The organism is Candidatus Edwardsbacteria bacterium (genome assembly GCA_018821925.1).
GTDB lineage: Bacteria > Edwardsbacteria > AC1 > AC1 > EtOH8 > UBA2226.
Window position 1 is genome coordinate 11902 of the sequence record JAHJLF010000030.1, and the last position, 24064, is coordinate 35965.

At 53.8% G+C, this 24064-nt stretch carries 21 protein-coding genes; 20 read left to right on the top strand and 1 reads right to left on the bottom strand.

From position 1 onward, the window contains the following. Positions 1–94: 94 nt before the first annotated feature. The 7 genes from KJ869_02820 to KJ869_02850 all read left to right on the top strand — a co-directional run bounded on the left by KJ869_02820 (position 95) and on the right by KJ869_02850 (position 7385). Positions 95–2752 carry a cation-translocating P-type ATPase gene (locus KJ869_02820; GenBank protein ID MBU1576122.1) on the top strand — a complete coding sequence of 886 codons (2658 nt, stop codon included), beginning with the start codon at positions 95–97 and terminating at the stop codon, positions 2750–2752. Positions 2753–2957: 205 nt separating this feature from the next. Then, positions 2958–3518, top strand: a complete 561-nt coding sequence (locus tag KJ869_02825) for a GNAT family N-acetyltransferase (protein ID MBU1576123.1) — start codon at positions 2958–2960, stop codon at positions 3516–3518. Positions 3519–3674: 156 nt separating this feature from the next. Further along, on the top strand, positions 3675–4511 hold the full coding sequence (locus KJ869_02830; GenBank protein MBU1576124.1) for an EFR1 family ferrodoxin: 837 nt from the start codon (positions 3675–3677) through the stop codon (positions 4509–4511). Positions 4512–4536: 25 nt separating this feature from the next. After that, positions 4537–5664: a M42 family metallopeptidase gene (locus KJ869_02835; GenBank protein ID MBU1576125.1), complete on the top strand. Its 1128-nt coding sequence runs from the start codon at positions 4537–4539 to the stop codon at positions 5662–5664. Between the two features lie 51 nt (positions 5665–5715). Beyond that, positions 5716–5859, top strand: a complete 144-nt coding sequence (locus tag KJ869_02840; GenBank protein ID MBU1576126.1) for a hypothetical protein — start codon at positions 5716–5718, stop codon at positions 5857–5859. A 35-nt stretch (positions 5860–5894) separates the two neighbouring features. Further along, the gene (locus KJ869_02845; GenBank protein ID MBU1576127.1) at positions 5895–6227 is read left to right on the top strand and encodes a hypothetical protein; all 333 of its coding nucleotides are present in this window, start codon (positions 5895–5897) and stop codon (positions 6225–6227) included. Positions 6228–6335: 108 nt separating this feature from the next. Continuing rightward, a complete protein-coding gene (locus KJ869_02850) occupies positions 6336–7385 on the top strand; it encodes a M42 family metallopeptidase (GenBank protein ID MBU1576128.1) in 1050 nt (349 codons plus the stop codon). A 61-nt stretch (positions 7386–7446) separates the two neighbouring features. On the opposite strand, the gene KJ869_02855 is transcribed toward KJ869_02850, so the two are convergent. Further along, positions 7447–7803 (bottom strand): response regulator, encoded by a 357-nt coding sequence (locus KJ869_02855; GenBank protein MBU1576129.1) that lies wholly within the window; start codon positions 7801–7803, stop codon positions 7447–7449. A 255-nt stretch (positions 7804–8058) separates the two neighbouring features. Here KJ869_02855 and KJ869_02860 point away from each other — a divergent pair, with 255 nt between their 5' ends. From KJ869_02860 to KJ869_02920, 13 genes are all read left to right on the top strand, one after another. Then, positions 8059–9063, top strand: a complete 1005-nt coding sequence (locus tag KJ869_02860) for a M42 family metallopeptidase (protein MBU1576130.1) — start codon at positions 8059–8061, stop codon at positions 9061–9063. A gap of 40 nt (positions 9064–9103) precedes the next feature. Next, positions 9104–9895, top strand: coding sequence for a M23 family metallopeptidase (locus KJ869_02865; GenBank protein MBU1576131.1), 792 nt, complete (start codon positions 9104–9106; stop codon positions 9893–9895). Between the two features lie 402 nt (positions 9896–10297). Next, on the top strand, positions 10298–11638 hold the full coding sequence (gene dnaA, locus KJ869_02870) for a chromosomal replication initiator protein DnaA (protein MBU1576132.1): 1341 nt from the start codon (positions 10298–10300) through the stop codon (positions 11636–11638). Between the two features lie 244 nt (positions 11639–11882). After that, positions 11883–12992, top strand: a complete 1110-nt coding sequence (dnaN, locus tag KJ869_02875) for a DNA polymerase III subunit beta (GenBank protein ID MBU1576133.1) — start codon at positions 11883–11885, stop codon at positions 12990–12992. Between the two features lie 104 nt (positions 12993–13096). After that, positions 13097–15355: a polysaccharide biosynthesis tyrosine autokinase gene (locus KJ869_02880; GenBank protein ID MBU1576134.1), complete on the top strand. Its 2259-nt coding sequence runs from the start codon at positions 13097–13099 to the stop codon at positions 15353–15355. Between the two features lie 195 nt (positions 15356–15550). Further along, complete coding sequence (locus tag KJ869_02885) at positions 15551–16558, top strand: Gfo/Idh/MocA family oxidoreductase (GenBank protein ID MBU1576135.1); 1008 nt, start codon at positions 15551–15553, stop codon at positions 16556–16558. A 554-nt stretch (positions 16559–17112) separates the two neighbouring features. Beyond that, on the top strand, positions 17113–18777 hold the full coding sequence (locus tag KJ869_02890; GenBank protein ID MBU1576136.1) for a GAF domain-containing protein: 1665 nt from the start codon (positions 17113–17115) through the stop codon (positions 18775–18777). Next, positions 18774–21050, top strand: coding sequence for a CHASE2 domain-containing protein (locus tag KJ869_02895; protein MBU1576137.1), 2277 nt, complete (start codon positions 18774–18776; stop codon positions 21048–21050). The genes KJ869_02890 and KJ869_02895 overlap by 4 nt, the downstream gene beginning before the upstream one ends. 173 nt (positions 21051–21223) lie before the next feature. Continuing rightward, positions 21224–21580, top strand: a complete 357-nt coding sequence (locus KJ869_02900) for an endonuclease domain-containing protein (GenBank protein ID MBU1576138.1) — start codon at positions 21224–21226, stop codon at positions 21578–21580. 64 nt (positions 21581–21644) lie between these two features. Further along, a complete protein-coding gene (locus tag KJ869_02905; protein MBU1576139.1) occupies positions 21645–22127 on the top strand; it encodes a hypothetical protein in 483 nt (160 codons plus the stop codon). A gap of 87 nt (positions 22128–22214) precedes the next feature. Next, complete coding sequence (locus KJ869_02910; GenBank protein ID MBU1576140.1) at positions 22215–22478, top strand: hypothetical protein; 264 nt, start codon at positions 22215–22217, stop codon at positions 22476–22478. Between the two features lie 66 nt (positions 22479–22544). After that, positions 22545–23117, top strand: coding sequence for a carboxypeptidase-like regulatory domain-containing protein (locus KJ869_02915; protein MBU1576141.1), 573 nt, complete (start codon positions 22545–22547; stop codon positions 23115–23117). A gap of 191 nt (positions 23118–23308) precedes the next feature. Further along, a complete protein-coding gene (locus tag KJ869_02920) occupies positions 23309–24061 on the top strand; it encodes a segregation/condensation protein A (protein MBU1576142.1) in 753 nt (250 codons plus the stop codon). Positions 24062–24064: the final 3 nt, after the last annotated feature.

The following is a 24064-nucleotide window of genomic DNA, read 5'->3' on the forward strand; positions in this document are numbered from 1 at the left end:
CCCCTTCTCTTTGCTTCGATAGACTCAGCACAAGTCCCAGAGAAGGGCAGGGGTGAGTTCAGATTTTTTAATCTTTTATTTTTAAAATTAAATTATGCCACTCTATAACCAAACCATAGAACAATCACTGACCGAGCTGGGTTCCGACCATTACTCCGGCCTTTCGGACAATCAGGTTATTGAGCGCCTGGCCCAATACGGCCCCAACAAACTGGCCGAGGGCAAGCGGGTCGGGCCGCTGAAGATATTCTTCGACCAGTTCAAGAATATCATGGTGGTGATCCTGCTGATCGCGGCGGTGATCTCCGGGCTGACCCACGACCTGACCGATTCCTTCGTCATTTTGGCCATCGCCCTGATCAACGCCGTCATCGGCTTCCTGCAGGAATACCGGGCCGACCAGGCCATGGCCGCCCTGAAAAAACTTTCCCAGCCGCTGGCCAAGGTGGTCCGCAGCGGCAAGGTGCTGGAGATCCCCTCGGAGGATCTGGTGCCGGGAGATATCATCTTGATCGAGGCCGGCTCCCGCATCCCGGCCGACGCCCGGATACTGGAGGCCGCCTCGCTTAAGATAGAGGAATCCTCTCTGACCGGGGAGTCCCTGCCGGTGGAAAAAACTTCTCACCCCATTGAAAACGAGGTTCCCCTGGCCGACCGGAACAACATGGCCTTTTTGGGCACCATCTGCGTCTACGGCCGGGGAAGGGCAGTGGTGGCCGCCACCGGAATGAGCACCGAGCTGGGCAAGATAGCAAAGTCCATCCAATCCCTCCGGCAGGGCCAGACCCCGCTGCAGAAAAGGCTGGCCGGGCTGGCCCGGATCCTGGCCCTGGCCACGGTGATCCTGTGCGCCGTGATCTTTCTGGCCGGGTGGCTGCACGGCATCCCGATATCCATCATGCTGCTGACCGCCATCTCCCTGGCAGTGGCGGCCATCCCAGAGAGCCTGCCAGCGGTGATTACCATCGTCCTGTCCTTCGGTGTGCAGAAGATGGTCAAGAAGAACGCCCTGGTAAAAAAACTGCCGGCGGTGGAGACCCTGGGCTCGGTCTCGGTGATCTGCTCGGACAAGACCGGCACCCTGACCCAGAACCAGATGACGGTCAAAAAGGTCTTCTGTGGAGGTATTCTTTACGATGTCGAAGGGGGCGGCTACCAGCCCCAGGGAAATATCCTGTCCCCCGGCGGGAATATCGCACCTGACGATCAATTCCTACAGTTACTGAAGGCCTCCTGCCTGTGCAACGACGCCACCCTGTTCCAGGAGAAGGCCGCCGGCTCCGATGCCTGGAGGATAACCGGCGATCCCACCGAGGGGGCCTTGTTGACCCTGGCCGCCAAGGCCGGGCTGTGGCGCGATTCTTTGGAGAAGGACCTGCCCCGGGCGGGCGAACTGCCCTTCGACTCCGAACGCAAGATGATGACCACCATCCACCGGATGGACGATGGACGGTATATCTGTTATGTCAAGGGCGCCCTGGATAATCTGGAGCGGATATGTCTGGACTTTCCCGCTAAGGCTAACGAGGTCAACAAGTCCCTGGCTGATGGCGGACAGCGGGTGCTGGCCCTGGCCTGTAAGATCATCGACGATCTGCCGGAGAAGCTGGAAATAAATGAGATCGAGAGAGGCCTGACATTCCTGGGGCTGGCTGCCATGATTGACCCGCCCCGGGAGGAGGTCCGGGCCGCAGTGGAGCAGTGCCGCAGTGCCGGCATCCGTCCGGTGATGATCACCGGAGACCACCCGGCCACCGCCCTGGCCATCGCCCGGGAGCTGGGGATATTTTCGCCCGGCGATCTGCATCTGACCGGAATGGAGCTGAAAGCCCTGAGCGTGGAGGAGCTGGCGGAAAAGATAGAGCATATCTCCCTCTTCGCCCGGGTCTCGCCGGAGGACAAGATCAAGATAGTCCAGGCCCTGCAGAGCAAGGGGCGGATCGTGGCCATGACCGGCGACGGCGTCAATGATGCCCCGGCTTTAAGGGGAGCCGATATCGGCATCGCCATGGGCATAACCGGGTCCGACGTCTCCAAGGAAGCCTCGGACGTGGTGCTACTGGACGATAACTTCGCCACCATCGTGGCGGCGGTGGCCGAAGGGCGGCGGATCTACGACAACATCCGCAAATTCGTCCGCTACATGCTCTCCACCAACTCCGGTGAGATTTTGACCATGTTCGCGGCCATTATGATGAATATGCCTCTGCCACTGATACCAATACAGATACTGTGGATCAACCTGGTGACCGATTCCCTGCCGGCGCTGTCCTTAGGGCTGGAGCCGCCCGAAAAGAATATCCTGGACCGTCCGCCGCGCCGCCCCGAAGAGAGCCTTTTCTCCCACGGCCTTTGGCAACACATCGTTTGGGTGGGCCTGCTGATGGCCGCCGGCACACTGGTGCTGTTCCGCTACGGACTGAGCCTGGGCTACGGCGAGGGATATGCCCGCACCATGGCCTTCACCTGCATGTCGGTTTACCAGTTGTGCCATTCCCTGGCCATACGTTCGGAACGATTTTCTGCCTTTACCACCGGCTTCTTTACCAATAAACACCTTTTGGGTTCGGTGTTGTTGGTTCTGGGGCTGCAAATACTTTTATTGTATTGCCCCCCCCTGAGCGGTATTTTTAAACTGGTGCCTTTAGCGGCCAAGGATCTGGCATTGAGCCTGGCTGTAGCAACCTCGGTTTTTTGGGCGGTGGAGCTGGAGAAACAGCTGATTAAAAAATATTTTCCAAAAACATATTGACAAAAGCCTTTTCCGGGCGTAGAATGAATCCATAAGGAGGACAGTCTATGCCCAGCTGTATCTTTATGCACACCTGCATGTTTCCGGGATACGGACCGGACCATGACCCCCGCTGTAATATGGCCCCGGGGATTATAGTAGATAAAGCCGCCTGCCAACAGGCGGCTTTATGCGTTCATCCCAAAAGGCCACGGAGTGTCCCGGTATGATACCCGTACCAAAAAAAGCCAAAGAAGATAAGAGCCGCCTCGGGCTGGCCGAGCCCTCCATGGAGCAGGAGGAGGCTTTCCGGAAATTGGCGGCCGATTACCGGGCGGCCGGGGAGCAACGCTATACCAATCTATACGACGTCCACGGCATGGCCTTTGACCGTTACATCAAGGACCTGCAGCGGGAATATCTGGAGCGGGACCTGTCGGACGGGCGGGTGCCCTGCAACACCTTTTGGATGCTGTCGGACCAAGAGACCATCTGCGGAATCAGCCGACTGCGGCATTACCTGACTCCGGAGATAGAGATGGAGGGGGGCCACATCCTACTGGAGGTGCCGCCCTCCCTGCGCCGCCGGGGGTACGGTTCGATCCTTTTGGAAATGACCCTGGAACGGGCGGTGGAGCTGAAGATAACCAAGGCTCTGCTTACCTGCGACTGGGACAACTTCGGGGGCATCCGGGTCATCAAGAACAACGGCGGAATGCTGGAGAACACCATATTATCAACCATTACCGGTAAAAAAGTGATGCGCTTCTGGATCGATCTGACATAATCCTCTCTATAAACACACCCGTTGTCTCCCCGGCAGCCAAAAGGCTTTCGGGTTTTTTATTTTAAATATGTTTTTTATCATTGTATTCAACCTGAAAATGATATAAAATAAATATTTAACGGTCGGGTCTTTCATCTCTTTTTTGGGGAGGGACCGATGCGGGCCTGCATCGTCTATTTTTCACAGACCGGGAACACCCAAAAGATAGCCGAGGCCATCCAGGAACAGATGGCCAAAGCGGCCGGAGATTGCGCCCTGCTGCGCCTGGAGGAGGCCGACCCGGCCATCTTCTCCAATTACGATCTGGTCGGGTTAGGGTTGCCGGCTTTCTATTTCAGGGAGCCCATTAATGTCAATCATTTCTTTAATGATCTGCCCGATCAAGGCAACACCGGCCGGCCAAAACCATTCTTCTTTTTTGTCACCCACGGCGGCACCCCCGGCGATGTGTATTCCCGGATCGACCGGCTGGCCGCCTCCCGGGGCCTGGAGACCATGGGGTTTTTCCAATGTTTGGGGGTCGATACCTATCCTCCGTTTGCGGACAGAAAACCCTTGACCGCCTACGGACATCCCGACCAAAATGACCTGTTGCAGGCCAAGGCCTTTGCCAAAGACGTCATTCATAAGGCCGGAGCGTATCTTAGCCGGGGCGAATTTAAAAAGCCCAAGATCCCCGGGAATTGTATCACCCGGACCGTGGCCGGTTTTTTCAGCGAACGAAAAATACGCATGCGGATGAGGCAGCATCTGCTTCCGGCAAAAAAGATCCGGGAAAGTGCCTGCACCAAATGCGGCCTTTGTGTGGAAAGCTGCCCCCAGGGCATCATCAGCCTGAATCCCTATCCGTCCATCGACGAATCAAACTGCATCGCCTGCTATCACTGCCAACGGATCTGCCCTACCGGCGCCATAGACTGCGACTGGCGGGTCTTCAAATTCATCAGCGGCGAATATCTTCGATCCCAAAAGCCAATACCTCCCATTGATTGAATACATTACATTTTAGGAGCATATAATGTCCCGCAAAAAAACATCCCTTGAGAAAAACATCCCGGACCAGGCCGGAGAGAATCCTACCCTGAAGCTGATCGAACGCCTGACCGCGGCTCCCGGGCCGTCCGGCTACGAGACCCGGGCCGCCTTCGCCGCCGGGGAGGAGCTGGCCCCCTTCGCCACCAAGGTCAAGGTGGACAAGATGGGCAGCGTGGTGGCCTTTAAGAAGGGGCTGTCCCGGGACGGCAAAAAGATCCTGCTGGCCGCCCATCTGGACGAGATCGGCCTGCTGATAACCGGCATCGAGCCGGGGGGGTTCCTGCGCTTCACCCAGGTGGGAGGATTCGACGCCCGGGTGCTGCTGGGCCAGGAGGTGATGCTGCACCCGGTCGGCCGGTACGGGCCGGACACCCGGATCGCCCTGCCGGGGATCATCGGAGCCAAGCCCCCGCATTTCCAGACCCCGGAGGAATCGAGCCAGGTGATTCCCATGGAGGATCTGTATATCGACTTGGGATTGGATGAGGCGGCGGCCAAAGCCAAAATCAGCATCGGAGACCTGGCCACCCTAAGGATGCCACTTACCAATCTCAAGAACGACCGGGCGGCCGGAAAGGCTATGGACAACCGAGCCTGCATCGCCATCATGGTCCAGGCCCTGGAGATACTCAGCAAATGCCATCACAGCTGGGATGTTTATGCGGTGGCCACCGTCCAGGAGGAGGTGTCCGGCCTGGGGGCGCTGACCTCCGCTTTTGACATCCATCCCGACATAGGTATAGCCATAGACGTCACCCACGGCGATATGCCGGGAGTGCCCGACAACGACACTTTTGCCATCGGCAAGGGACCCACCATCACCGTCGGGCCCAACATCCACCCGGCCATCGCCGACAAATTGAAGAAGGTGGCCAAGCGCGAGGAGATCCCCTTTCAGATAGAACCCTGCGCCGGCATCACCGGGACCGATGCGGTGGATATTCAGATATCCCAAGAGGGCATTCCCACCGGCCTGCTGGGCCTGCCCCTGCGTTACATGCATACCCCCGTGGAGACCCTGGCGGCGGTGGACGTGGAGCGCTCGGCTAGACTGTTGGCCCGTTTCATCCAGGATCTGGACGACATAAACTTGGAATGGAAGGACGACTGAAAAGACCTTCCGGGCAACACTGGCTATGCAATTGATCAAAACATATAATACATGTTAAAACCAGTGGACAAAGAAAAGGCAAAACAGGCCGTGAGCCAGTACTTTGAAAAGAAAAAGAAGACAGAACAAGAAGGCCAACAATCGGCTCCAGTGGATGGCGATCCTGCGAGCGGCCCCGCCACCACTGAGCCGTGACGTTAGGCAACATTTCATCAACTAAGGGAGTTAAAATGGCAGTTCCGGTTTTAGCAATCATCAAAGCCTTTGGGCCTTACATTGCTCAAATAGCGTCCGCTGCAATACCTGCCTTTACATCCAAATCTGAAGCCGTTAAAGCCGATCCTGTTTTAACAAAACAGATCGAAGAACTCCAATCCGCAGCAACACAGAATGCTCAATCTATTCACGTTTTAGCTAAAAAAATGCAACAGGCGGTACAAGGCATTGAGACTGCTGCTCAGGAGGTAAAGAAACAGGTTGATACTTACAAGATAATGCTTTTGCTCTCTTTGGGTTTATCTCTTGTATCTCTTGCAACATGTATTTACCTTCTTGCCAAATAAATGCCTACAACAAAGTTATGCGTGACGCTGTTCTAAAGCGCCGCGCCCCTTACTTTCGACATTAGAACCCACGAATTAGTTATAATAATTTTATTGACGGGATATAAAATGTTAGATCTGAAATTGATAGCAGAGATCACCAACGCATTCGGGGTCAGCGGCTGCGAGGGCGAGATCCGCAACATCGTCCGCAAACACATCACCAAGAACGTCGACCAGATCCGGGTGGACGCCTTGGGCAACCTGATAGCTTATAAAAAAGCTTCTCCTTCGCAAAAGCTACGGCGAACAGGCCGGGCTTTAAAAGTGATGCTGGCTGCCCACATGGACGAGGTGGGATTGATGGTCACCTCCATCGATAAATCGGGATTTCTGCAGTTCGACAAGGTGGGCGGGGTAGACAACCGGGTACTGCTGGCCAAGAAAGTGCTGGTGGGAAAGGACAAGATCCCCGGGGTGATCGGCTCCAAGGCTATTCACCTTATTGCCCGTAAAGGAGAACATAAAAAAGTTTCTCCTCACAGTGATCTATCGATCGATATCGGAGCCAGCAGCCTGGAGGATGCCCAGAAGTTCGTCTCCCCGGGCGATTATGTGATGTTCGACACCAAGTTCGAGGACTGGGGGAAAATCCTCAAGGCCAAGGCCTTTGACGACCGGATCGGCTGTTATCTGATGATCGAACTGCTTAAGGGAAAATACCCCTTTGACATCTACGCCGCCTTCACCACCCAAGAGGAGGTCGGTTTGCGGGGCGGCCGGGTGGCGGCCTATAGGGATGAGCCGGATATGGCCTTCATCCTAGAAGGCACCGGGGCTGGTGACATGCCCCAGCCCAAAGAACGTGACGAAAGCCTGGTGCCGGGCCTGGGACTGGGGCCGGTAATCACCATCATGGACCGCTCGGTGTTCTGCGACCAGGGCCTGGTGAAACTGTTGACCGACACCGCCCGGGCCAACCGCATCCCCCATCAGATCAAACGGCCGGGAATAGGCGGCACCGACGCCGGACGGATCCACCTAAGCAAAGGCGGCGTCCCCACGGTAGTGCTGGCCATCCCCTCGCGCTACATCCATTCGCCGGTGTGTCTGTCCAGCAAAAAGGATATCGAGAACGGCCTGAAGCTGATGCGGCTGGCACTGAAGAAGGTCAAATAAAAAAAGAGAGCCCGGAGGCTCCCTTTAAAGATCGTTGTATTAATAGAATATCAGCGGCGGATCATACCGCCACGGCTATCTGCTCCAGAAGCTTCTGAGTATCGAACGGCTTGGAAACCACATCGACCACTTTGAACTTATTTGCCCGGGCCTTAAGTTCGGGACTGCCGAAGGCGGTGATCATGATCACCGGAAGCTCCGGCCAGCGATGCCGGACCTCGCACAGCACCTCGATGCCGTCCATACCGGGCAGCATGTAGTCCAGCAACAACAGGTCGGCAGGGGTTTTCCCCATCTGTTCCAGCCCGTCCTGGCCGTCGTAGGCCACCATGGCCTCGTACCCCTCAGACTCCAGCAGGGTGGTCATCATCTCGCCAACTGCCGGCTCGTCGTCGATGATCATTATTTTCTTGCTCATCAGCTCTCCATGATTGATATATGGAACTATCTGCCGCCCCTTAAGCAGGACATCAGTATATAACAATAATTTTTATAAAGTCAAGCTTTTTTTAATACGATCAATATCCGCCCGGAACGTCTGCTGTATGAAGTTGTTTCCGAAGCCATGGCTTTTACCATTGACAGAGGGGATAAAAAGCAATAATATTAACCATTACGCCCTAGGTTAATAAATATTTATAAAAAAAGATAACCCTTTACAAGGAATTATTTAATGAAAGACATCATCAAAAGACTCACCGAGACCTACGGCCCGTCCGGCAGCGAGGGCAAGATCAGGGAGCAGATCAAAAAGGAGATCCGGGGGCTGGCCGACCAGGTCAGCACCGATGTGCTGGGCAACCTGATCGCAATCAAGAAGGGTAAGGGCTCCCGGGTGATGGTGGCGGCCCACATGGACGAGATCGGATTCATCATTACCCATATAGATAAGAACGGCTTCCTGCGCTTCTCCAATATCGGCGGGATATATCCCTACAATATCATCGCCCAGCGGGTGGTCTTCGAAAACGGCATCATCGGCACAATCAACGAGGAGCGCTCGGAGAAGCCGACCGACCCCAGGCGGCTGGACCGGATGTATATCGACATTGGTGTCAAGGATCATAAAGAAGCCTCGGCCAAGGTGTCGGTGGGCGACGTGGCCGGGTTTCACCGGGCCTGCGAATTCTTGGGAAACAGGGCTATAGCCAAATCCATGGATGACCGGATCGGCTGCGCCATCATGATCGAGGTCATGAAACAGCTCAAGAAAAGCCCCAACCAGATATATTTCGTCTTCACCACCCAGGAGGAGGTGGGGCTGCGGGGGGCCACCACCGCCGCTTTCGGGGTAGCCCCGGACCTGGGGATAGCGGTGGACATCACCGGGGCCTTCGACACCCCCGAGGAGAAGCCCAAGCTGCCGTCGGTGCTGGGCAAGGGGACCGCCATTAAGATCAAGGACGCCGGGATGCTGGCCCACCCGGCAGTGAAAAAACTGCTGGTGGATACCGCCAAGGCCGGCAGGATCCCCTACCAGTTTGACATTCTGGAGGGCGGCACCACCGACGGGTCGGTAATCAACAAGACCCGGTCCGGCATACCCACCGGGGTGCTGTCGGTGCCCACCAGGTATGCCCACTCGGCCTCGGAGATGGTGGATATGGTCGACGTTAAAGCCACGGTGGACCTGTTGGTCAAACTGCTCTCATCTAACCTCAAAGCCAAGGGGTTCTAAGCCAAGATTTGTTAACTCTATATTTGTTATTATCTAAAAAATGAAAAAACGGGAACGCTATATATCATTCATAATCGCGCCGCATCACAAGGCCCCGCCATGGCAGATGGATATCTCCTATACCAACCTGAAGCGCATCGCCATTCTGCTGGCCGGATTTCTGCTGCTAGCGATATTTTTCATGGTCAATTACGGCCATATTTTCTGGCGGGCCAGCCAGTATGAGATAATGAAAAATAGAACCCGGGAGGTTGAAGAGAAATTCAGCGAGCTGCGAGAGCTGAAACAGGAGCTCTCCGACCTAAAAAGAACCGAGGTAAAATTACAACACATGCTGGGCATCTCCCAGCAGCCGGTCCTGCTTTCCTTGAACGACATTACCCGGAACACCTCGTTAAATGCCTCGATTGCCGGAGAACCGGCTCCCTTGAGCAGCCCCAAAGATACGGTATCCTTGAGCATCGAGCGCTCGACCCCCAGCATCATGCCGGTCAAGGGATGGATCTCGGCAAAAATAGGAGCCAATCATAATGGCATTGATATCGCCGCCCGGGAGGGCGACCCGGTGGTGGCGGCGGCCGACGGCATAGTCATCTTTGCCGGATGGGATAATTATTTCGGCAACAAGGTGGAGATAGCCCACGGCCAGAAATTCAGCACCATGTATGGCCACAACGCCAAACTATTTGTCAAAGAAAAACAGATCGTCAAACAGGGGCAGGTGATCGCGCTGGTGGGCTCCACCGGGCAAAGCTCCGGCCCCCACCTGCATTACGAGGTCCGGATCAACGGCAAACCGGTCGATCCATCCTATCACTGGATAAATCATTGACAGCGCCTTAAAATTTCTCTTGACAATCTCGGATTAACCTGATATATTTACTGGGCTGACAAATAAATACGTATCCCCTTTATGAAATCGCGGACTTTATTTCCGTGATTTCTTTTTCTTTTTATAGCCATCCTGTGGAAAAGTGTGTGGATAACTCCATCCCGGCGGTGTTTCGTATTAAGTCCTTGTTAAATCAAAAATTAGCCCCAACTATGGCCATGTGGATAAATAATAAATCAACTGTTGAATATTTGTGTTACTTGTTTTAATGCAACACCTTGTGCTGATCGACCACCTGTGGATAAATCTGTTAAGAACTTAAAAACTGCATCACCATTAATGTAATAAGCCACAACCCTCAACAACCCTTAAAAACACTGCCTTTCTGATTGTGGATATCCTATGAACCAACAAATACAAGCGCTGTGGGCCCAGTCCCAGGACAGGATCAAGGAACGGATAGGTTCCCAGAGTTTTGACACCTGGATAAAGCCTCTGACCGCCCTGACGGTTGGCGAGGACAGCCTGACCCTCAAGGTTCCCAACCACTTTTTTGTGGAATGGCTGGGGCAGCATTACCTTAATATGATGAAAGAGGTGGTCTCGGATATTTTTCATAAGCCCCTTTCCATAGTCCTGGTCCCTCCGGTGGGAGAAACCCAGGCCGCCGCCCGTCAAAAACCGGAGAGAACCGAATTCGTCCCGGCCCAGCCGACCAGCGAGAGCGGCCTCCGGGAGAGATATATCTTCGATACCTTCGTCATAGGAAAAAGCAACGAGTTCGCCTACGCCACCGCTTTCGCCACCGCCCAGGATCCCGGCAAACTGTACAACCCTCTGTTCATCTACGGGGGGGTGGGGCTGGGAAAGACTCATCTGATGCAGGCCATTGGCCATTTCACCAAGCGCAAGAGGCCAAAGGCCCGGGTGCTGTATATTCCGGCCGAGAATCTGATGAACGACTTGGTCTATGCCATTCAGAACCGCAAGATGCTGGAGTTCAAGAACCGTTATCGTTCGCTGGATATTCTGCTGCTGGACGACGTCCAATTCCTGTCCGAAAAATCCGGCCTGCAGGAGGAGATATTTCATACTTTCAACTCGCTGTATGACGCCCGCAAACAAATCGTCCTGACCTCCGACCGGCCGCCCAAGGATATCTCTCATCTGGAGGAGCGCTTGGTATCCCGCTTTCAAAGCGGCCTGGTGGCCGACATCCAGGCTCCGGATCTAGAGACCCGGGCGGCTATTCTCAAAAAGAAGGCCGAGCTGGACGGCCTCTCCATCCCCAACGATGTCATCTATTTCATCGCCGCTTCGGTGAAATCCAACATCCGTGAGCTTGAAGGGGCATTGATAAGAGTGGTGGCTTTCTCCTCGGTGTCGGACCAGGAGCTGACGGTTGATTTTGCCCGGGAGGTCCTCAAGAACATTATCTCCCAAAAATCCCGCCTGATATCCATCGAGCTTATACAGAAAATAGTGGCCAACTACTATTCCATCCCCGAAGAGGCTCTCAAGTCAAAAAGGCGGATCAAAAAGCTGGTGCTGCCCAGGCAGCTGGCCATGTACCTAAGCCGGGAGCTAACCGCGGCCTCACTCAACGATATCGGCAACCGCTTCGGCGGAAAGGACCATACCACGGTGCTGCATGCCATATCCAAGATAAAGAAAATGATAGCCTCAGACGATGAGATAACCTCCCAGGCCGAGAGGATAACTGAGTTGATCAACGGTGGATAGAATATTAATTTCTTTATTTTAACCCACCTGCCTGTTGACCACTGTTGACAACACCTCCAGATATCAACAGCTGATCAAAAACATATCCCCAGGATATACATTCTTTAATTTTTTCAACAGCATCGCTTTATATCAAACCGTCAACAATATCAAGATTTACTATTGACTTTTATTATAATTTAGATATATCATATATTAGTTCTTAAGTATAAATTTAAAACCAGAAATTTGGAGCCGGTATCAAATGAAATTTTCCGTTAACCAGGAGAAACTTTTCACCTGCCTACAGAGCCTGATTGGGGTGGTGCCGACTAAGAGCACTTTTCCGGTTCTGAACAATATCCTGATAGAGGCTAACAACAATAAACTGAAATTATCGGCCACCGATCTGGAGATAGCGGCTGTGACCCAGATAGAGGCCCAAACCGCCAGCAACGGTTCCATCACCGTGCCGGCCAAGCAATTCTTCGAGATAATCAAACAGCTGCCGCCATTAAATGTGGATTTTGAGGTCACCGGCAATAAAGTAACCATCAAATGCGACCGCAGCCGCTTCAATATCATCGGCCTGCCCAAGGAGGACTTTCCTAAGATACCGGAGATCAGTAAGGAAAAGAGCGTCAAACTTGGCAGCGGAATACTGCAGAACATCATCAAGAAGACCCTATTCGCGGTGTCCACCGACAGCTCCCGTCCCGACCTGTGCGGGGTATTCCTGCAGATGAGCGGCGACAAACTTAAAGTTGTCACCACCGACGCCCACCGGCTGGCCATGCTGGAGACCATGATCCCGCCTATCTCCCAGAACAGCGAGCTGCTGTTGTCTCCTAAGGGCCTGAACATCGTCAATCGGATGCTGCCCGGCTCGGATACCGAGATCACCCTGCGGTTTGATGACAGCTATTCTCAGTTCAGTTTTGAGGACACCCAAGTCTATGCCCGGCATATCGAGGGCCCCTACCGGGATTACGAGAAGGCCATCCCTAAGACCAACAAAAAGACCCTGACCGTCAACGTGGACCTGCTGACCGCGGCGGTGCGCCGGGTGGCTATATTGTCCGATACCTTTACCCATCAAATCAGGCTTTCCTTAAAGGCCGACAGCATAGAGCTCTCCAGCCAGACGGTGGATATCGGCGAGGCCAGAGAGACCATCGCCGCAGTGTTCAAGGGCGAGGATATGGAGATAGGATACAATGCCAGCTACCTGCTGGACATCATCAAGAACGTGGATTCCGAGGAGATGATCTGCTCCCTGAACACCTCATTGTCGGCCGCCCTGATCAATCCGGCCAAGCAGGCTGAGGACTATAGCCTGATGTACCTGCTGATGCCCATCAGGCTTCCGGAATAGAGAGAAAAATAATTACCCAAAAAAGGAAGTAAGCCTTTTGGCCGGGCGCCGGATTTATTACTTCCTTTTTTTTAATCCGAAATCAAATCAATTACAGGTGAATATTGGCCGCTGAGCAGAATATAAAACCCCAGGAGACCAGCCTCTACGAGGTGATAGATCTGTTATGGAGAAGGAAGACCCTGATCCTGGTCTGCCTGGCCGGGATATTGCTGCCTATCATCATCGCCAACTTCACCCTGCCGCCGGTCTACGAGAGCCAGACCACCATCATCTTCGAGCAGAGCCGGGAGCCTATTGCTGCTTTCGATGTTTCCGATGCCTTCAGCCGCAAGAGCTACATCGTCAACCAGATTGAGGAGATCAAGGCCCGGACCCTGGCCGAGGAGGTGGCCCAGAAGCTGGACCCCGAGACCGCCGCCGAGATACTTAAGGACCAGGACCGGGGGTTATCAGAGGAGGGCCGGTATCAAATTTTATCCCAGCGGATAAAGAAGGGCATCTCGGCCGAGCCCATCCGGGACTCCGACGTGATCCTGATAAAATTCCAGGGGCCCACCCCGGCCAGCGCGGCCCGGGCGGTCAACCTGGTGGCCGAGACGGTCAAGGAACGCAGTTCCAAGGTCAAGAGGGAGCAGGCCTCATCCACCAGAAAATTCATCGAGGTCCAGCTGCCGGCGGTGGAGGCCGGGCTGGCCAAGGCCGAGGATGCCATCAAGGGATTCAAGTCCCGCAATCAGGTGGTATCGCTGTCCGACGAGGCCCGGGAGGTGCTGTCCCGGATGACGGAGATAGACAAGATGTACGCCGTTACCGTTACCCAAAAGATGGCCCTGGAGAAAAAGTTGGAAGCCATCTACTCCAAATTAGATTATAAAGCAGATTTCTCCGATGGCGGCAGTAAAATGACCTCCGGTGCGGTGGCCGACTCTCTAAGGAAAAGCCTGCTGGACCTGCAGATCGAGGCCACCCAGCTTTCCATCAAGGGCTACCTGCCGGAACACCCCCAGATACACAAGCTGAACAAACAGATCGAGGCCACCAAGAATAAGCTGGTGGAGGAGCTGGCCAACATCAATAAAGGGGGCCTGGCCAAGCCTATGCCGGAGATGTCCGACTTGCTGGCCCAGATACCGCCCCTGCAGATAGAGCTGATCTCCCTGGAGGCCCGGGAGCTGGCCATCAGGGATTTCAGCACCGGCTACGAGAGCGACCTCTCCAAGCTGCCCTACAAGGAGCTGGAGCTGACCCGGCTGCTGCGGGCCAAGGATGTCAACGAGAACATCTATAAGATGCTGCTGGAGAAATACGAGGAGGCCAAGATCACTGAGGCCGGCAAGATCGGCAATGTCCGGGTGATCGACCCGGCCAAGGAACCCCTGAGTCCAATAAAACCCCGCAAGGCGTTGAATATCTTGATCGGCCTGGTGGTGGGGCTGGTGCTGGGGGTGGGCCTGTCATTCTTCCTGGACTCCATGGACAATTCGGTCAAGACCGCCGAGGAGATAGAGACCAATTTCGGGATACCGGTGCTGGGCCTAATTCCCAGCATTCAGTCAGAAGGCTCACGCCGGAAAAAGAAAAACGGCCAGGACGAGATAACAAAGATTGCCTCCACATTGGTGACCAAATACACCCCCCGCTCGCCCATCTCCGAGGCCTACCGGGCCATCCGGACCAACATCCAGTTCTCCAAGATCGATGCCCCACTGCGCTCCATCGTGGTGACCTCGGCCGCGCCATCGGAGGGCAAGTCCACCACCGTGGCCAACCTGGCCTTCACCACCGCCCTGGCCGGGGCCAAGACCCTGCTGATAGACGCCGACCTGCGGCGCCCGGTGGTCCATTCGCTATTCGGGCTGGAGCGGGAGCCGGGGATGACCAACATTCTGGCCGAGCGGCTGGCCCCGGAAAAGGTGATCAAGCCCTCCGGGGTGGAGAACCTGGACATCCTGACCTGCGGGGCCATCCCGCCAAACCCCTCGGAGCTTTTAGGCTCCCAGAGGATGAAAGAGCTGGTCAATCAGCTTAAAGGGAAATACGATCTGATATTGTTCGACAGTCCGCCGGTGATCACCGTTACCGACACCGCGGTGCTGTCCAACCAGGTGGAGGGGGTGGTGCTGGTGGTGCTCTCCCACGGCACCGACCGCCGGGCTTTGGCCCGGGCAAAATCGCTTCTTACCAATGTCAACGCCAATATTCTGGGTTCGATCCTCAATAAAATAGACCTGACCGGGATCGGCTCAAGCTATGATTATTACTATCACTATCATTATTACTACTACAGCGACGACGGCCAAAAGGTCAAACGCAAAGGGCGGTTCTGGGATATCCTGCGTCCGGGGGGAAAGCGGGGGTAGCCAGTGGCCGAGTTGCCGGTGTTTCGATACATTCCTTCGGAACACTCAACGGCCGGCAGTATCGAGGCTACTGGCTAGGATCCGGACCCCACCCCACCCTCCCCTAAAGCATTAGAAGAGGGAATAATTTACCTCAGCGTCTCTGCGGTGAAAAAACTTCGCAACAATCATACAATAACTTTTATATAACAAGAAATGTCTGACATCAAAGTAGCGGTAGTAGGCTGCGGCCAGTGGGGAACGAACCAGGTCCGGACCTATGCCAGCTTACCAGGGGCTTCTTTAGCCTGGCTGGTGGACGCCAGCCCCAAGAATCTTCAGCGGGCTAAAAATTTTTCCGAGACCGCCAAAACGGCCGGGGAGCTTAAAGAGGCCCTGCAGGACAAAGATCTCCAGGCGGTGGTGATCGCCACCAATTCCGAATCGCACCATGCCCTGGCCAAAATGTCTTTAGAGGCCGGCAAGCACGTGATGGTGGAGAAACCCCTGGCCCTCAATGTCAAGGATGCCAAGGAGCTGGTGAAGATCGCCAAAGACAAGGACCTGATACTGATGACCGGCCACCTCCTGCTGTACCATCCGGCGGTCAGGTATTTGAAGGAACTGGTGAATAGCGGCGAGCTGGGCCAGATCCTCTATCTGTACTCCACCCGGGTCAACCTGGGAGCCATCCGCAAGAACGAGAATGCCCTATGGAGCCTGGCCCCCCACGACATCTCGGTGATGCTCTATTTGATGGACCAGAACCCGGACAAGGCACTGGCCAACGGAAAATGTTTTCTGCAGAAGGACATCGAGGACGTGGTGTTCTTCTCGCTGGATTTCCCCGGCGGGCAGGTGGCCCAGGCCCAGGTATCGTGGCTGGATCCCCACAAGATCCGCAAATTCACGGTGGTGGGGAGCAAGAAGATGGTGACATTCGACGACATGGAGGCCACCGAGAAGATCCGGATCTACGACAAGGGGGTCAATCAGGAGAAACGCTATGGCAGTTATGACGAAGTGCTGACCCTGAGGGACGGCGATATTCATATTCCGTATTTTAAGATGCAGGAGCCGCTGAAGATAGAAGCCGGGCATTTTATAGAGTGCATTAATGAGCATAAAAAACCGTTGAGTGACGGGCAGAACGGGCTGGACGTGGTGAAGATACTGGCGGCGGTGAGCCTTTCGCTGAAAGAGGAACGAGCGGTTAAGATATAAAAATGACAAGCATTCGGAACCGATATAACTGAATAATGTTTTTTTGCCGGTCTTACGACCGGTTTTTTTATTGCCCAGACAATTTAGGTAGATTGCTTCACTTCGGTAGCCATTCAAGGTGCCGGGCTCAGTGCAGGCTCTTGCCAGGCGTGGATGTCTTTTCGCAATGACACGGGGTTCAGCGGGGCGGTAAAGGGGGCGGGTCTGAGACCCGCCCCTACGATAATCCCGATTAGAGGCAGGACATACCTATGCTTCTGCGGCAAAAACCAGATTGCTTCACTTGTCAGCCCCCGGTGTCTTTTCGCAATGACATGATACTAAAGGACAAAAATCTTTGTGTCTTGAGAACCATTAGTAAAAAAATATACGTGAACCCCGTAAAAGCGGGGGTGCCTTGGTGGTTGAAACCCCCGTCTGTTATTGCCCAAAATTTATACATATTTAATACTTGCTTTAAACCGGTTGTTGTTATAAAATAAGATGTTAAAACATTTTTGTCAAACCACTTAGACAATATAATCAATAATAATACCTTTTCAGGGAGGGATGCCATGCCTGCGCCAAAAAAGAAAAAGACCATACACGGGGCCGTCTCCCGCCGGACCGCCCTGATGCCCACCGCCAAGAGCGAGCTCTCCAGCCTCAAGATGAAGCTGAAGGTGCTCCAGCGGGTCAACGAGATCGCCGCCAGAACCTTCGATGTCCAGCCTCTTTTAGACCGGGCCATGGACCTGGTGACAGAGATCGCGCCCTCCGAGGCCGGGTCATTACTGTTATTGTCCTCCGATCGCACAACTTTGAAATTCTCCATCGTCAAGGGACCGGCCGCCCCCAAGCTGGAGGGGCTGGAAGTTCCTGTCGGGCAGGGCATCGCCGGCTGGGTGGCCAAGACCGGCATCCCGCTGATCGTCAATGACGTGGCCTCCGAGCCCAAGTGGAAGAAGGAGATCGCCGACAATGTGGAGTTCCCCACCCGCAGTATCCTGTGCGTGCCCTTAAAATCGCGGGCCGAGGTGATCGGGGTGGTGGAGCTGATCAATAAGCTGAGGGACGAGGACTACAACGACGACGACCTGGAGATCATTGAACTGCTGGGAGCCCATCTGTCCACCCTAATAGAGAACAGCCGGCTGTATTCCGAGGCCCGGGAGAAGGTGGAGCGCATCTCCGCCATGGCCGAAACATCGGCCTTGATCTCCTCTTCATTAGACGTCAAACGGGTGCTGGAGACGGTGATGACGGTGGCCAAGGACGTCATCGATGCCGAGGCCTCATCCATATTTTTATATGACGAGGAGAAGCACGAGTTCTTCTTTGAGATCGCCACCGGCGATGCCGGCGATGCGGTCAAACAGATACGGGTGCCGTGGGGCAAGGGGATGGTGGGCTGGGCGGCCGAGCATATGCAGACCCTGCTGGTGCCGGACGTCACCAAGGATCCCCGCTTCTATTCCAAGGTGGACGAGAAATCGAAATTCATCACCCGCAACGCCATCACCGTGCCCTTAAAGCCCAAGAATAAGCTGATCGGGGTGGCCCAGGTGCTCAATAAGAAGGGCGGGCTGTTCTCTCTGGAGGACGTGGAGCTGTTCGAGACCCTGGCCCGCCAGGCGGCGGTGGCCATCGAGAACGCCAGTCTGTACACCGACCTGCAGGAATTATTCTTAAACTCGATCCGCACCGTGGTCAGCCTGATAGACGCCAAGGACGACTACACCGCCGGCCATTCCTCTCGGGTTACCCAGTACTCGCTGATGATCGCCGATCAATTGGGCTTCGGGCCTGAGGATCGCAAGCGGTTGGAGCTGGCGGCCCTGCTACACGACGTGGGCAAGATCGGGATGCCGGACGCCATCTTAAAGAAACCTTCCGGCCTGACGGCAGAGGAATTTGCCATCGTCAAGGACCACCCCAACAAGGGGGCCGAGGCCCTGGAGCCCATCAAGCAGATGAAGGCCATCATCCCCGGGGTGCGCTATCACCACGAGAAATTAGACGGCAAGGGATATCCGGCCGGCCTGTCCGGCGAACAGGTGCCGCTGGATGCCCAGATCATCTGCGTGGGGGATTCATACGACGCCATGAACTCCGACCGGCCCTACAGGAAAGGGCTGGGGATGGAGGAATCGGTCAGACGTCTGCGCCAGGACAGCGGGACCCAGTTCAATCCCAAATTAGTGGAGGCTTTCGTCAAAGCACTGGAGGAGGATAAATGAGCAATGCCCTAAGAAGCAAAAAAACCACCGGAGCTTTGGTGGGAATCGCCGTGGTGGCCGTGGTGCTGGCGGTCTCATATTTATGGCCCGGCCTGTTCCAGGGGATGGAGAATAAAACATATGATCTGCGCTACCGCTTAAGGGTGGGCCAGATGGGCGAACAGGACATCGATGATGTGGTGATCGTTGATATTGATGAGACATCACTGGCCCAGCTAGGCAGATTCTATAATTGGCCCCGGCTGTATCATGCCAAGGTGGCCGATTATCTGGCCCAGGGCGGCGCGGCGGCGGTGTCCTTCGATATCCTGTTCATGGAGTCCGACAGCCTGACCCCCAATATGATCCAGCTCTATCAAGACACCAAGACGGAGCAGATTCAGGAAAAATTATTATTATTGACGCCCAAGAAACAAAAGATCTTACCGCCGGCGGAGGTAATCCAAACGGTGCTGGAGGCCTGGGGATACGATCAGGATTTCGGCGCGGTGACCGGGCAGTCGGGAATCGCTTATTTTCCCTTCTACTTGTCCACCGGGGAGCCTAACGACAGCTCGGACCTCAGCACCCGGAGGTGGGTTTACTCCTTCCCTGCCGAAGTTACTGAAAAATATAAATATATCATGTCTTCCGGGGATCTCTATCAGGTGGCCACCCTCTCACCTCCGGTTCCGACCCTTTTGGAATCGGCCCGGGGGACCGGGTATTACAACATCGAGCCGGATGATGACGGGGTAACCCGCCGCCAGCCCCTGTTCCTGGCCCTCAATGACCGCAATTACGCCTCGATGGACTTCCAGATCGTGCTGGACATACTGGGGATCAAAAAAGAAGAGGTAACGGTAGAATTGGGTAAGTATATCCGGGCCGGGGATAAATTAAAGATTCCCATAGACCAGAACGGCAGGATGTTGATAACCTACTTCGGGCAGTACAAGAAATTCCGCTATATCTCATATTCCGATGTCCTGACAGAGAATGTACCGGCCGAATATTTCAAGGATAAGATCGTAATCATCGGGGCCACCGCTGCCGGTTTAATGGATCTGCGGGTGGTGCCCTTCTCAAATATCTTTCCTGGCCCGGAGATCCACGCCAGCATCATGGAGACCATGCTGTCGGGAAAATTCGTGCAGGTTATTCCCTGGCACATACAATTGGCCATGCTGATAGCCTTCGGCCTGCTGACGGTGTTTGTCTCCCTGCGCTTCAAGCCGGTTATCGCCGGCCTGGTTCTTTTCGCGCTTATGGCATTTTATCTAATAGCCGCCAACTGGGTGTTTGAAAGGTCGCTGCTCTGGATAGAAATGGTACGGCCCCTGGCGGTGGTGCTGTTCACCAACATGGCCATTCTGGGCTACCGCTACCTGACCGAGGAGAAGCAGAAGGTCTGGATCAAGAACATGTTCCAGGGCTACATGTCCAAGGATCTGGTGGACAAGATCATGGCCAACCCCGATCTTCTGCTGATGGGCGGCGACAAGAAGGAGATCACCGTCTTCTTCTCGGACATCAGGGGCTTCTCCTCGTTCTCGGAAAAATTAGGCACCCCGGAGCGGCTGATCGCCCTGATCAACGAATACCTGGGCAACATGTCGGACGTGGTGCTGGAGCACGGCGGATACATCAGCAAGTACGAGGGTGACGCCATCATGGCCTTCTGGGGCGCCCCCACCGATGATCCCCAGCACGCCGAGACCTGCATCAAGTGCGTCTGGGCCATGAATCAGCGGCTGAAAGTTCTCAACGCCGACCTGGCCAAACGGCAGATGCCCAATCTGTTCACCCGGTTCGGAATCAACACCGGCCAGGTGACGGTGGGCAACGTGGGTTCGGAGCGCAAGAAATCATACACCGCCATGGGCGACTCGGTTAACCTGGGTTCGCGCTTAGAGGGGGCCAACAAGGAATACGGCACCGCCATCATGATCTCGGAGTTCACCTACGCCAAGGTCACCGGGCTGTATCCGGTCCGGGAGCTGGACCTACTGAGGGTGGTGGGCAAGGAACAGCCGGTGCGGGTGTACGAACTGCTGGGCTTGTCCGAGGCCGACGTGCCGGAGAAGAAGAAGCAAGCGGTGGAGATCTATTTAAAGGGCTTGGCGGAGTACCGGGCCAAGAACTGGGATGGTGCTATCGCCCTGTTTCAGCAGGCCCTGGAGGTGGACCCCGAGGACGGGCCCAGCCAGACCTATATCGGGCGCTGCGAGGACTTCAAGGTCCTGCCCCCGCCGGAGAACTGGGACGGCGTGTTCGTGATGAAGACGAAATAGATTATGGTGAATGGATTACGGATCACAGGGGACGATGGGTTTATTAATGGTCATTGCGAGAAGACAGCAGAACCGGGCAAATGAAGCAATCTGAAAAACTACTATCCTTTTTATCCCCTCGTTGATCAAGGAGGGGACAAAGGGGTGGTCTAAAATGCTTGGAGTATTAATGCATGACGCAGAGACATAACAAACCGGAATATAAACCGGTAAGAAAATATCTGCGCAATAATTCAACCCAGGCTGAGATAATCCTCTGGCGATTTTTAAAGAAAAAACAATTGAACGGTTTGAAGTTCCGGCGCCAGCATAGCATCGGCGGGTTTATAGTTGACTTTTATTGTCCCGAAAAGAGACTGGCCATAGAGTTGGACGGTGACGTTCATGAGGTGGAGAGGCAGGCGGGTTATGATAAAGCCAGGCAGAAAGCCATAGAGGCGCTGGGGATAAAAATATTAAGATTTGCCAACGAAGAGGTCATTGAAAACATTGAGGGCGTCATAAAAGCAATAGCGGCGAAAGCTGATTGACCACTCCCTACCCCCTCCTTGAATAAGGAGGGGATGATAAAAGCGTGAATGTTGTGAGGGCAATATGAAAAAAGTAATTTTTATTACATGTCTACTTTGGCTTAATGGTGTTTTATTGTATGCTCAACAAACCGATACTACTTTGATAAAAACCGACACCTTGCCAAAGTATGGGACTTTAAAAGTGATTGTTTTGGATTCTGATACCAAAGAGTTCTTACCGGGAGCAATGGTTATACCGCAAGGATTTGGAGATACAGTATTCACGGATATTAACGGCATATGTATAATAAAAGAAGTTATTTCCGGTAACTATAGATTGTTTGTAAAAATACCGACCCACTTCATTTTGTTAACAGATCAATTTAAAGTGGAAAATAATTTATTAACAAGGATTAAAGTTAAACTAAAACATGATCCCAAGGCACCTATTAATCAGGCTGCAGACGATATGGCAGATAATGTACCAATGATACAAAGGGATAAAACGTCATCTTATCGCGTTTACACTGAAGAAGAAATAAAACGATACCCCAGCAAACCGTAATATTTACAGGAACAAACCATTACAATGATCCCCTCCTTGATCAAGGAGGGGACAAAGGGGTGGTCTAAATATCAATCTGACAAATAAATGACGACCGACAAAAGCCAGACTTACGACGTATTAAAAATACCCGATTTCCGAAAATTCCTGTTCGGTAGGTTCTTTGTCACCATCTCCATCCAGATGACCGCGGTCATCGTGGGCTGGCAGATCTACCAGATAACCAAGGACCCCATGGCCCTGGGCCTGGTGCCGTCCCTGTTGTTCAACAGCGGGATGACCCTGGCGGTGGCCGCCGCGGGGGCTAAACTGGCGCCCAAGCTGAGGGAGCATATGGAAAAGACAGAATAACTCTGCCCCGGAGGCACAGAGACACGGCGGTGTGGGTAGGTAACGCCTAAAGGGAGATTAAAGACAATGAAAAAAATATTTACCTTTTGTTTTATTGTTTCTACAATAGCGTTTTCGCCGGTTATTGCAGGTGCTGACTCAACAGGCTATTTTACTGGGTATGTAATTGATGCTAAGACAAAAGAGCCCATGGTTGGCGCTGTTGTTCAAATTATTGGCACCAAGATGGGCGCCAATACCAACATGGACGGAAGGTTTGTGATTGTGGATGTTCCGATGGGAATATATTCCCTGGAGATCAGGACGATGCTTTATTATACAAAGACAGTCAAGGATGTTAAACCGACTATGTTGGCACTAAAGGATTCTTTAATTCCAGATACATTGACAGGATGTGTTAAAAATATAAACGTGGATAAAGAGGTAATATCTCAAAGAAAGAGATACTTTGCAATTAAAGTTACCAATCAAAGCGGCAGATTAGATACTATCACGGTGTGGCCTTTTAATAAGGATGATATGGAAAAGTGGGTAAAAGCCTGGAATCATTCACCAACACCAAGAATAAAAAACCCGGATGAAACCCAAACAATACGGACATGGAATGAAAAAGAGATAAAAAGGATGCCCGGGAATTAATGGTAAGCATTACAACTAACCTTATTGTGAAGTACACTCAGCCTGACAGAAAATTGTCACACTGAGAGGACGTCTCGCCCGACAGGCTGAAGTGTGTAAATAAATATTAAAATCGGTCACCCATTCGGATTGACTAACAAGAAGTCTGCCTCAGGGTGACAGTACCAGAAATAAAGGAGCAGATACAATAAATGTCTAACCAACCATACCAGGTCAAATTGGAGATCTTCGAGGGTCCCCTGGACCTGCTGTTATACCTCATCCGGCAGGAGGAGCTGGACATCTACGACATTCCCATCGCCCGGATCACCCAGCAGTACCTGGAATACATCGAGATCATGAAGGCCCTGGACATCGACCTGGCCGGGGAGTTCCTGGTAATGGCCGCCACCCTGCTGAAGATCAAATCCAAACTCCTCCTGCCGCATCACGTGGAGATCGAGGGCGAGATGGAGGATCCCCGCAAGGACCTGGTGCGCCAGCTGCTGGAATACAAGAAATTCAAGGAGGCCGCCTCCCGCTTAGAGGACCGCGAGGAGGTGCAACGGCTGATGTTCCCCCGGCCCAAAGGGGCCATCGAGAAGCAGGAGGAGGTCCAGGCCGAACCGCCGGTGCCGGAGGTGGGGCTGTACGAGCTGTTGTCGGCCTTCCGGCAGGTGGTGGAGCGGATAGACAAAGTGAGGCTCTACGAGATTGTGGGCGAGGACATCACCATCGAGGACCGGATAGACTTCATACTGAAGCAGGTGATGGAAAACGAGCAGATGAATTTCAGCGACCTGTTCGCCGGAGAACGGAGGAAGCTGGTGATAGTAGTCACTTTCTTCGCCCTGCTGGAGCTGATCCGGCTGGGCCGGGTGAGGGTGGTGCAGGACGCCTTGTTCGGAGAGATAATAATCCGGAAGGCCGGAGGGCAGATGGCCATCAAGCCCGAAAGCCAATGAAAA

Coding starts and splice junctions, on each gene's coding strand:
- KJ869_02850 (MBU1576128.1), top strand. CDS start 6,336: ATGTTAGATCTGAAATTGATAGCAGAGATCACCAACGCATTCGGGGTC.
- KJ869_02835 (MBU1576125.1), top strand. CDS start 4,537: ATGTCCCGCAAAAAAACATCCCTTGAGAAAAACATCCCGGACCAGGCC.
- KJ869_02900 (MBU1576138.1), top strand. CDS start 21,224: ATGACGCAGAGACATAACAAACCGGAATATAAACCGGTAAGAAAATAT.
- KJ869_02895 (MBU1576137.1), top strand. CDS start 18,774: ATGAGCAATGCCCTAAGAAGCAAAAAAACCACCGGAGCTTTGGTGGGA.
- KJ869_02920 (MBU1576142.1), top strand. CDS start 23,309: ATGTCTAACCAACCATACCAGGTCAAATTGGAGATCTTCGAGGGTCCC.
- KJ869_02840 (MBU1576126.1), top strand. CDS start 5,716: ATGTTAAAACCAGTGGACAAAGAAAAGGCAAAACAGGCCGTGAGCCAG.
- KJ869_02905 (MBU1576139.1), top strand. CDS start 21,645: ATGAAAAAAGTAATTTTTATTACATGTCTACTTTGGCTTAATGGTGTT.
- KJ869_02910 (MBU1576140.1), top strand. CDS start 22,215: ATGACGACCGACAAAAGCCAGACTTACGACGTATTAAAAATACCCGAT.
- KJ869_02885 (MBU1576135.1), top strand. CDS start 15,551: ATGTCTGACATCAAAGTAGCGGTAGTAGGCTGCGGCCAGTGGGGAACG.
- KJ869_02830 (MBU1576124.1), top strand. CDS start 3,675: ATGCGGGCCTGCATCGTCTATTTTTCACAGACCGGGAACACCCAAAAG.
- dnaA (MBU1576132.1), top strand. CDS start 10,298: ATGAACCAACAAATACAAGCGCTGTGGGCCCAGTCCCAGGACAGGATC.
- dnaN (MBU1576133.1), top strand. CDS start 11,883: ATGAAATTTTCCGTTAACCAGGAGAAACTTTTCACCTGCCTACAGAGC.
- KJ869_02860 (MBU1576130.1), top strand. CDS start 8,059: ATGAAAGACATCATCAAAAGACTCACCGAGACCTACGGCCCGTCCGGC.
- KJ869_02845 (MBU1576127.1), top strand. CDS start 5,895: ATGGCAGTTCCGGTTTTAGCAATCATCAAAGCCTTTGGGCCTTACATT.
- KJ869_02890 (MBU1576136.1), top strand. CDS start 17,113: ATGCCTGCGCCAAAAAAGAAAAAGACCATACACGGGGCCGTCTCCCGC.
- KJ869_02820 (MBU1576122.1), top strand. CDS start 95: ATGCCACTCTATAACCAAACCATAGAACAATCACTGACCGAGCTGGGT.
- KJ869_02915 (MBU1576141.1), top strand. CDS start 22,545: ATGAAAAAAATATTTACCTTTTGTTTTATTGTTTCTACAATAGCGTTT.
- KJ869_02855 (MBU1576129.1), bottom strand. CDS start 7,803: ATGAGCAAGAAAATAATGATCATCGACGACGAGCCGGCAGTTGGCGAG.
- KJ869_02865 (MBU1576131.1), top strand. CDS start 9,104: ATGAAAAAACGGGAACGCTATATATCATTCATAATCGCGCCGCATCAC.
- KJ869_02825 (MBU1576123.1), top strand. CDS start 2,958: ATGATACCCGTACCAAAAAAAGCCAAAGAAGATAAGAGCCGCCTCGGG.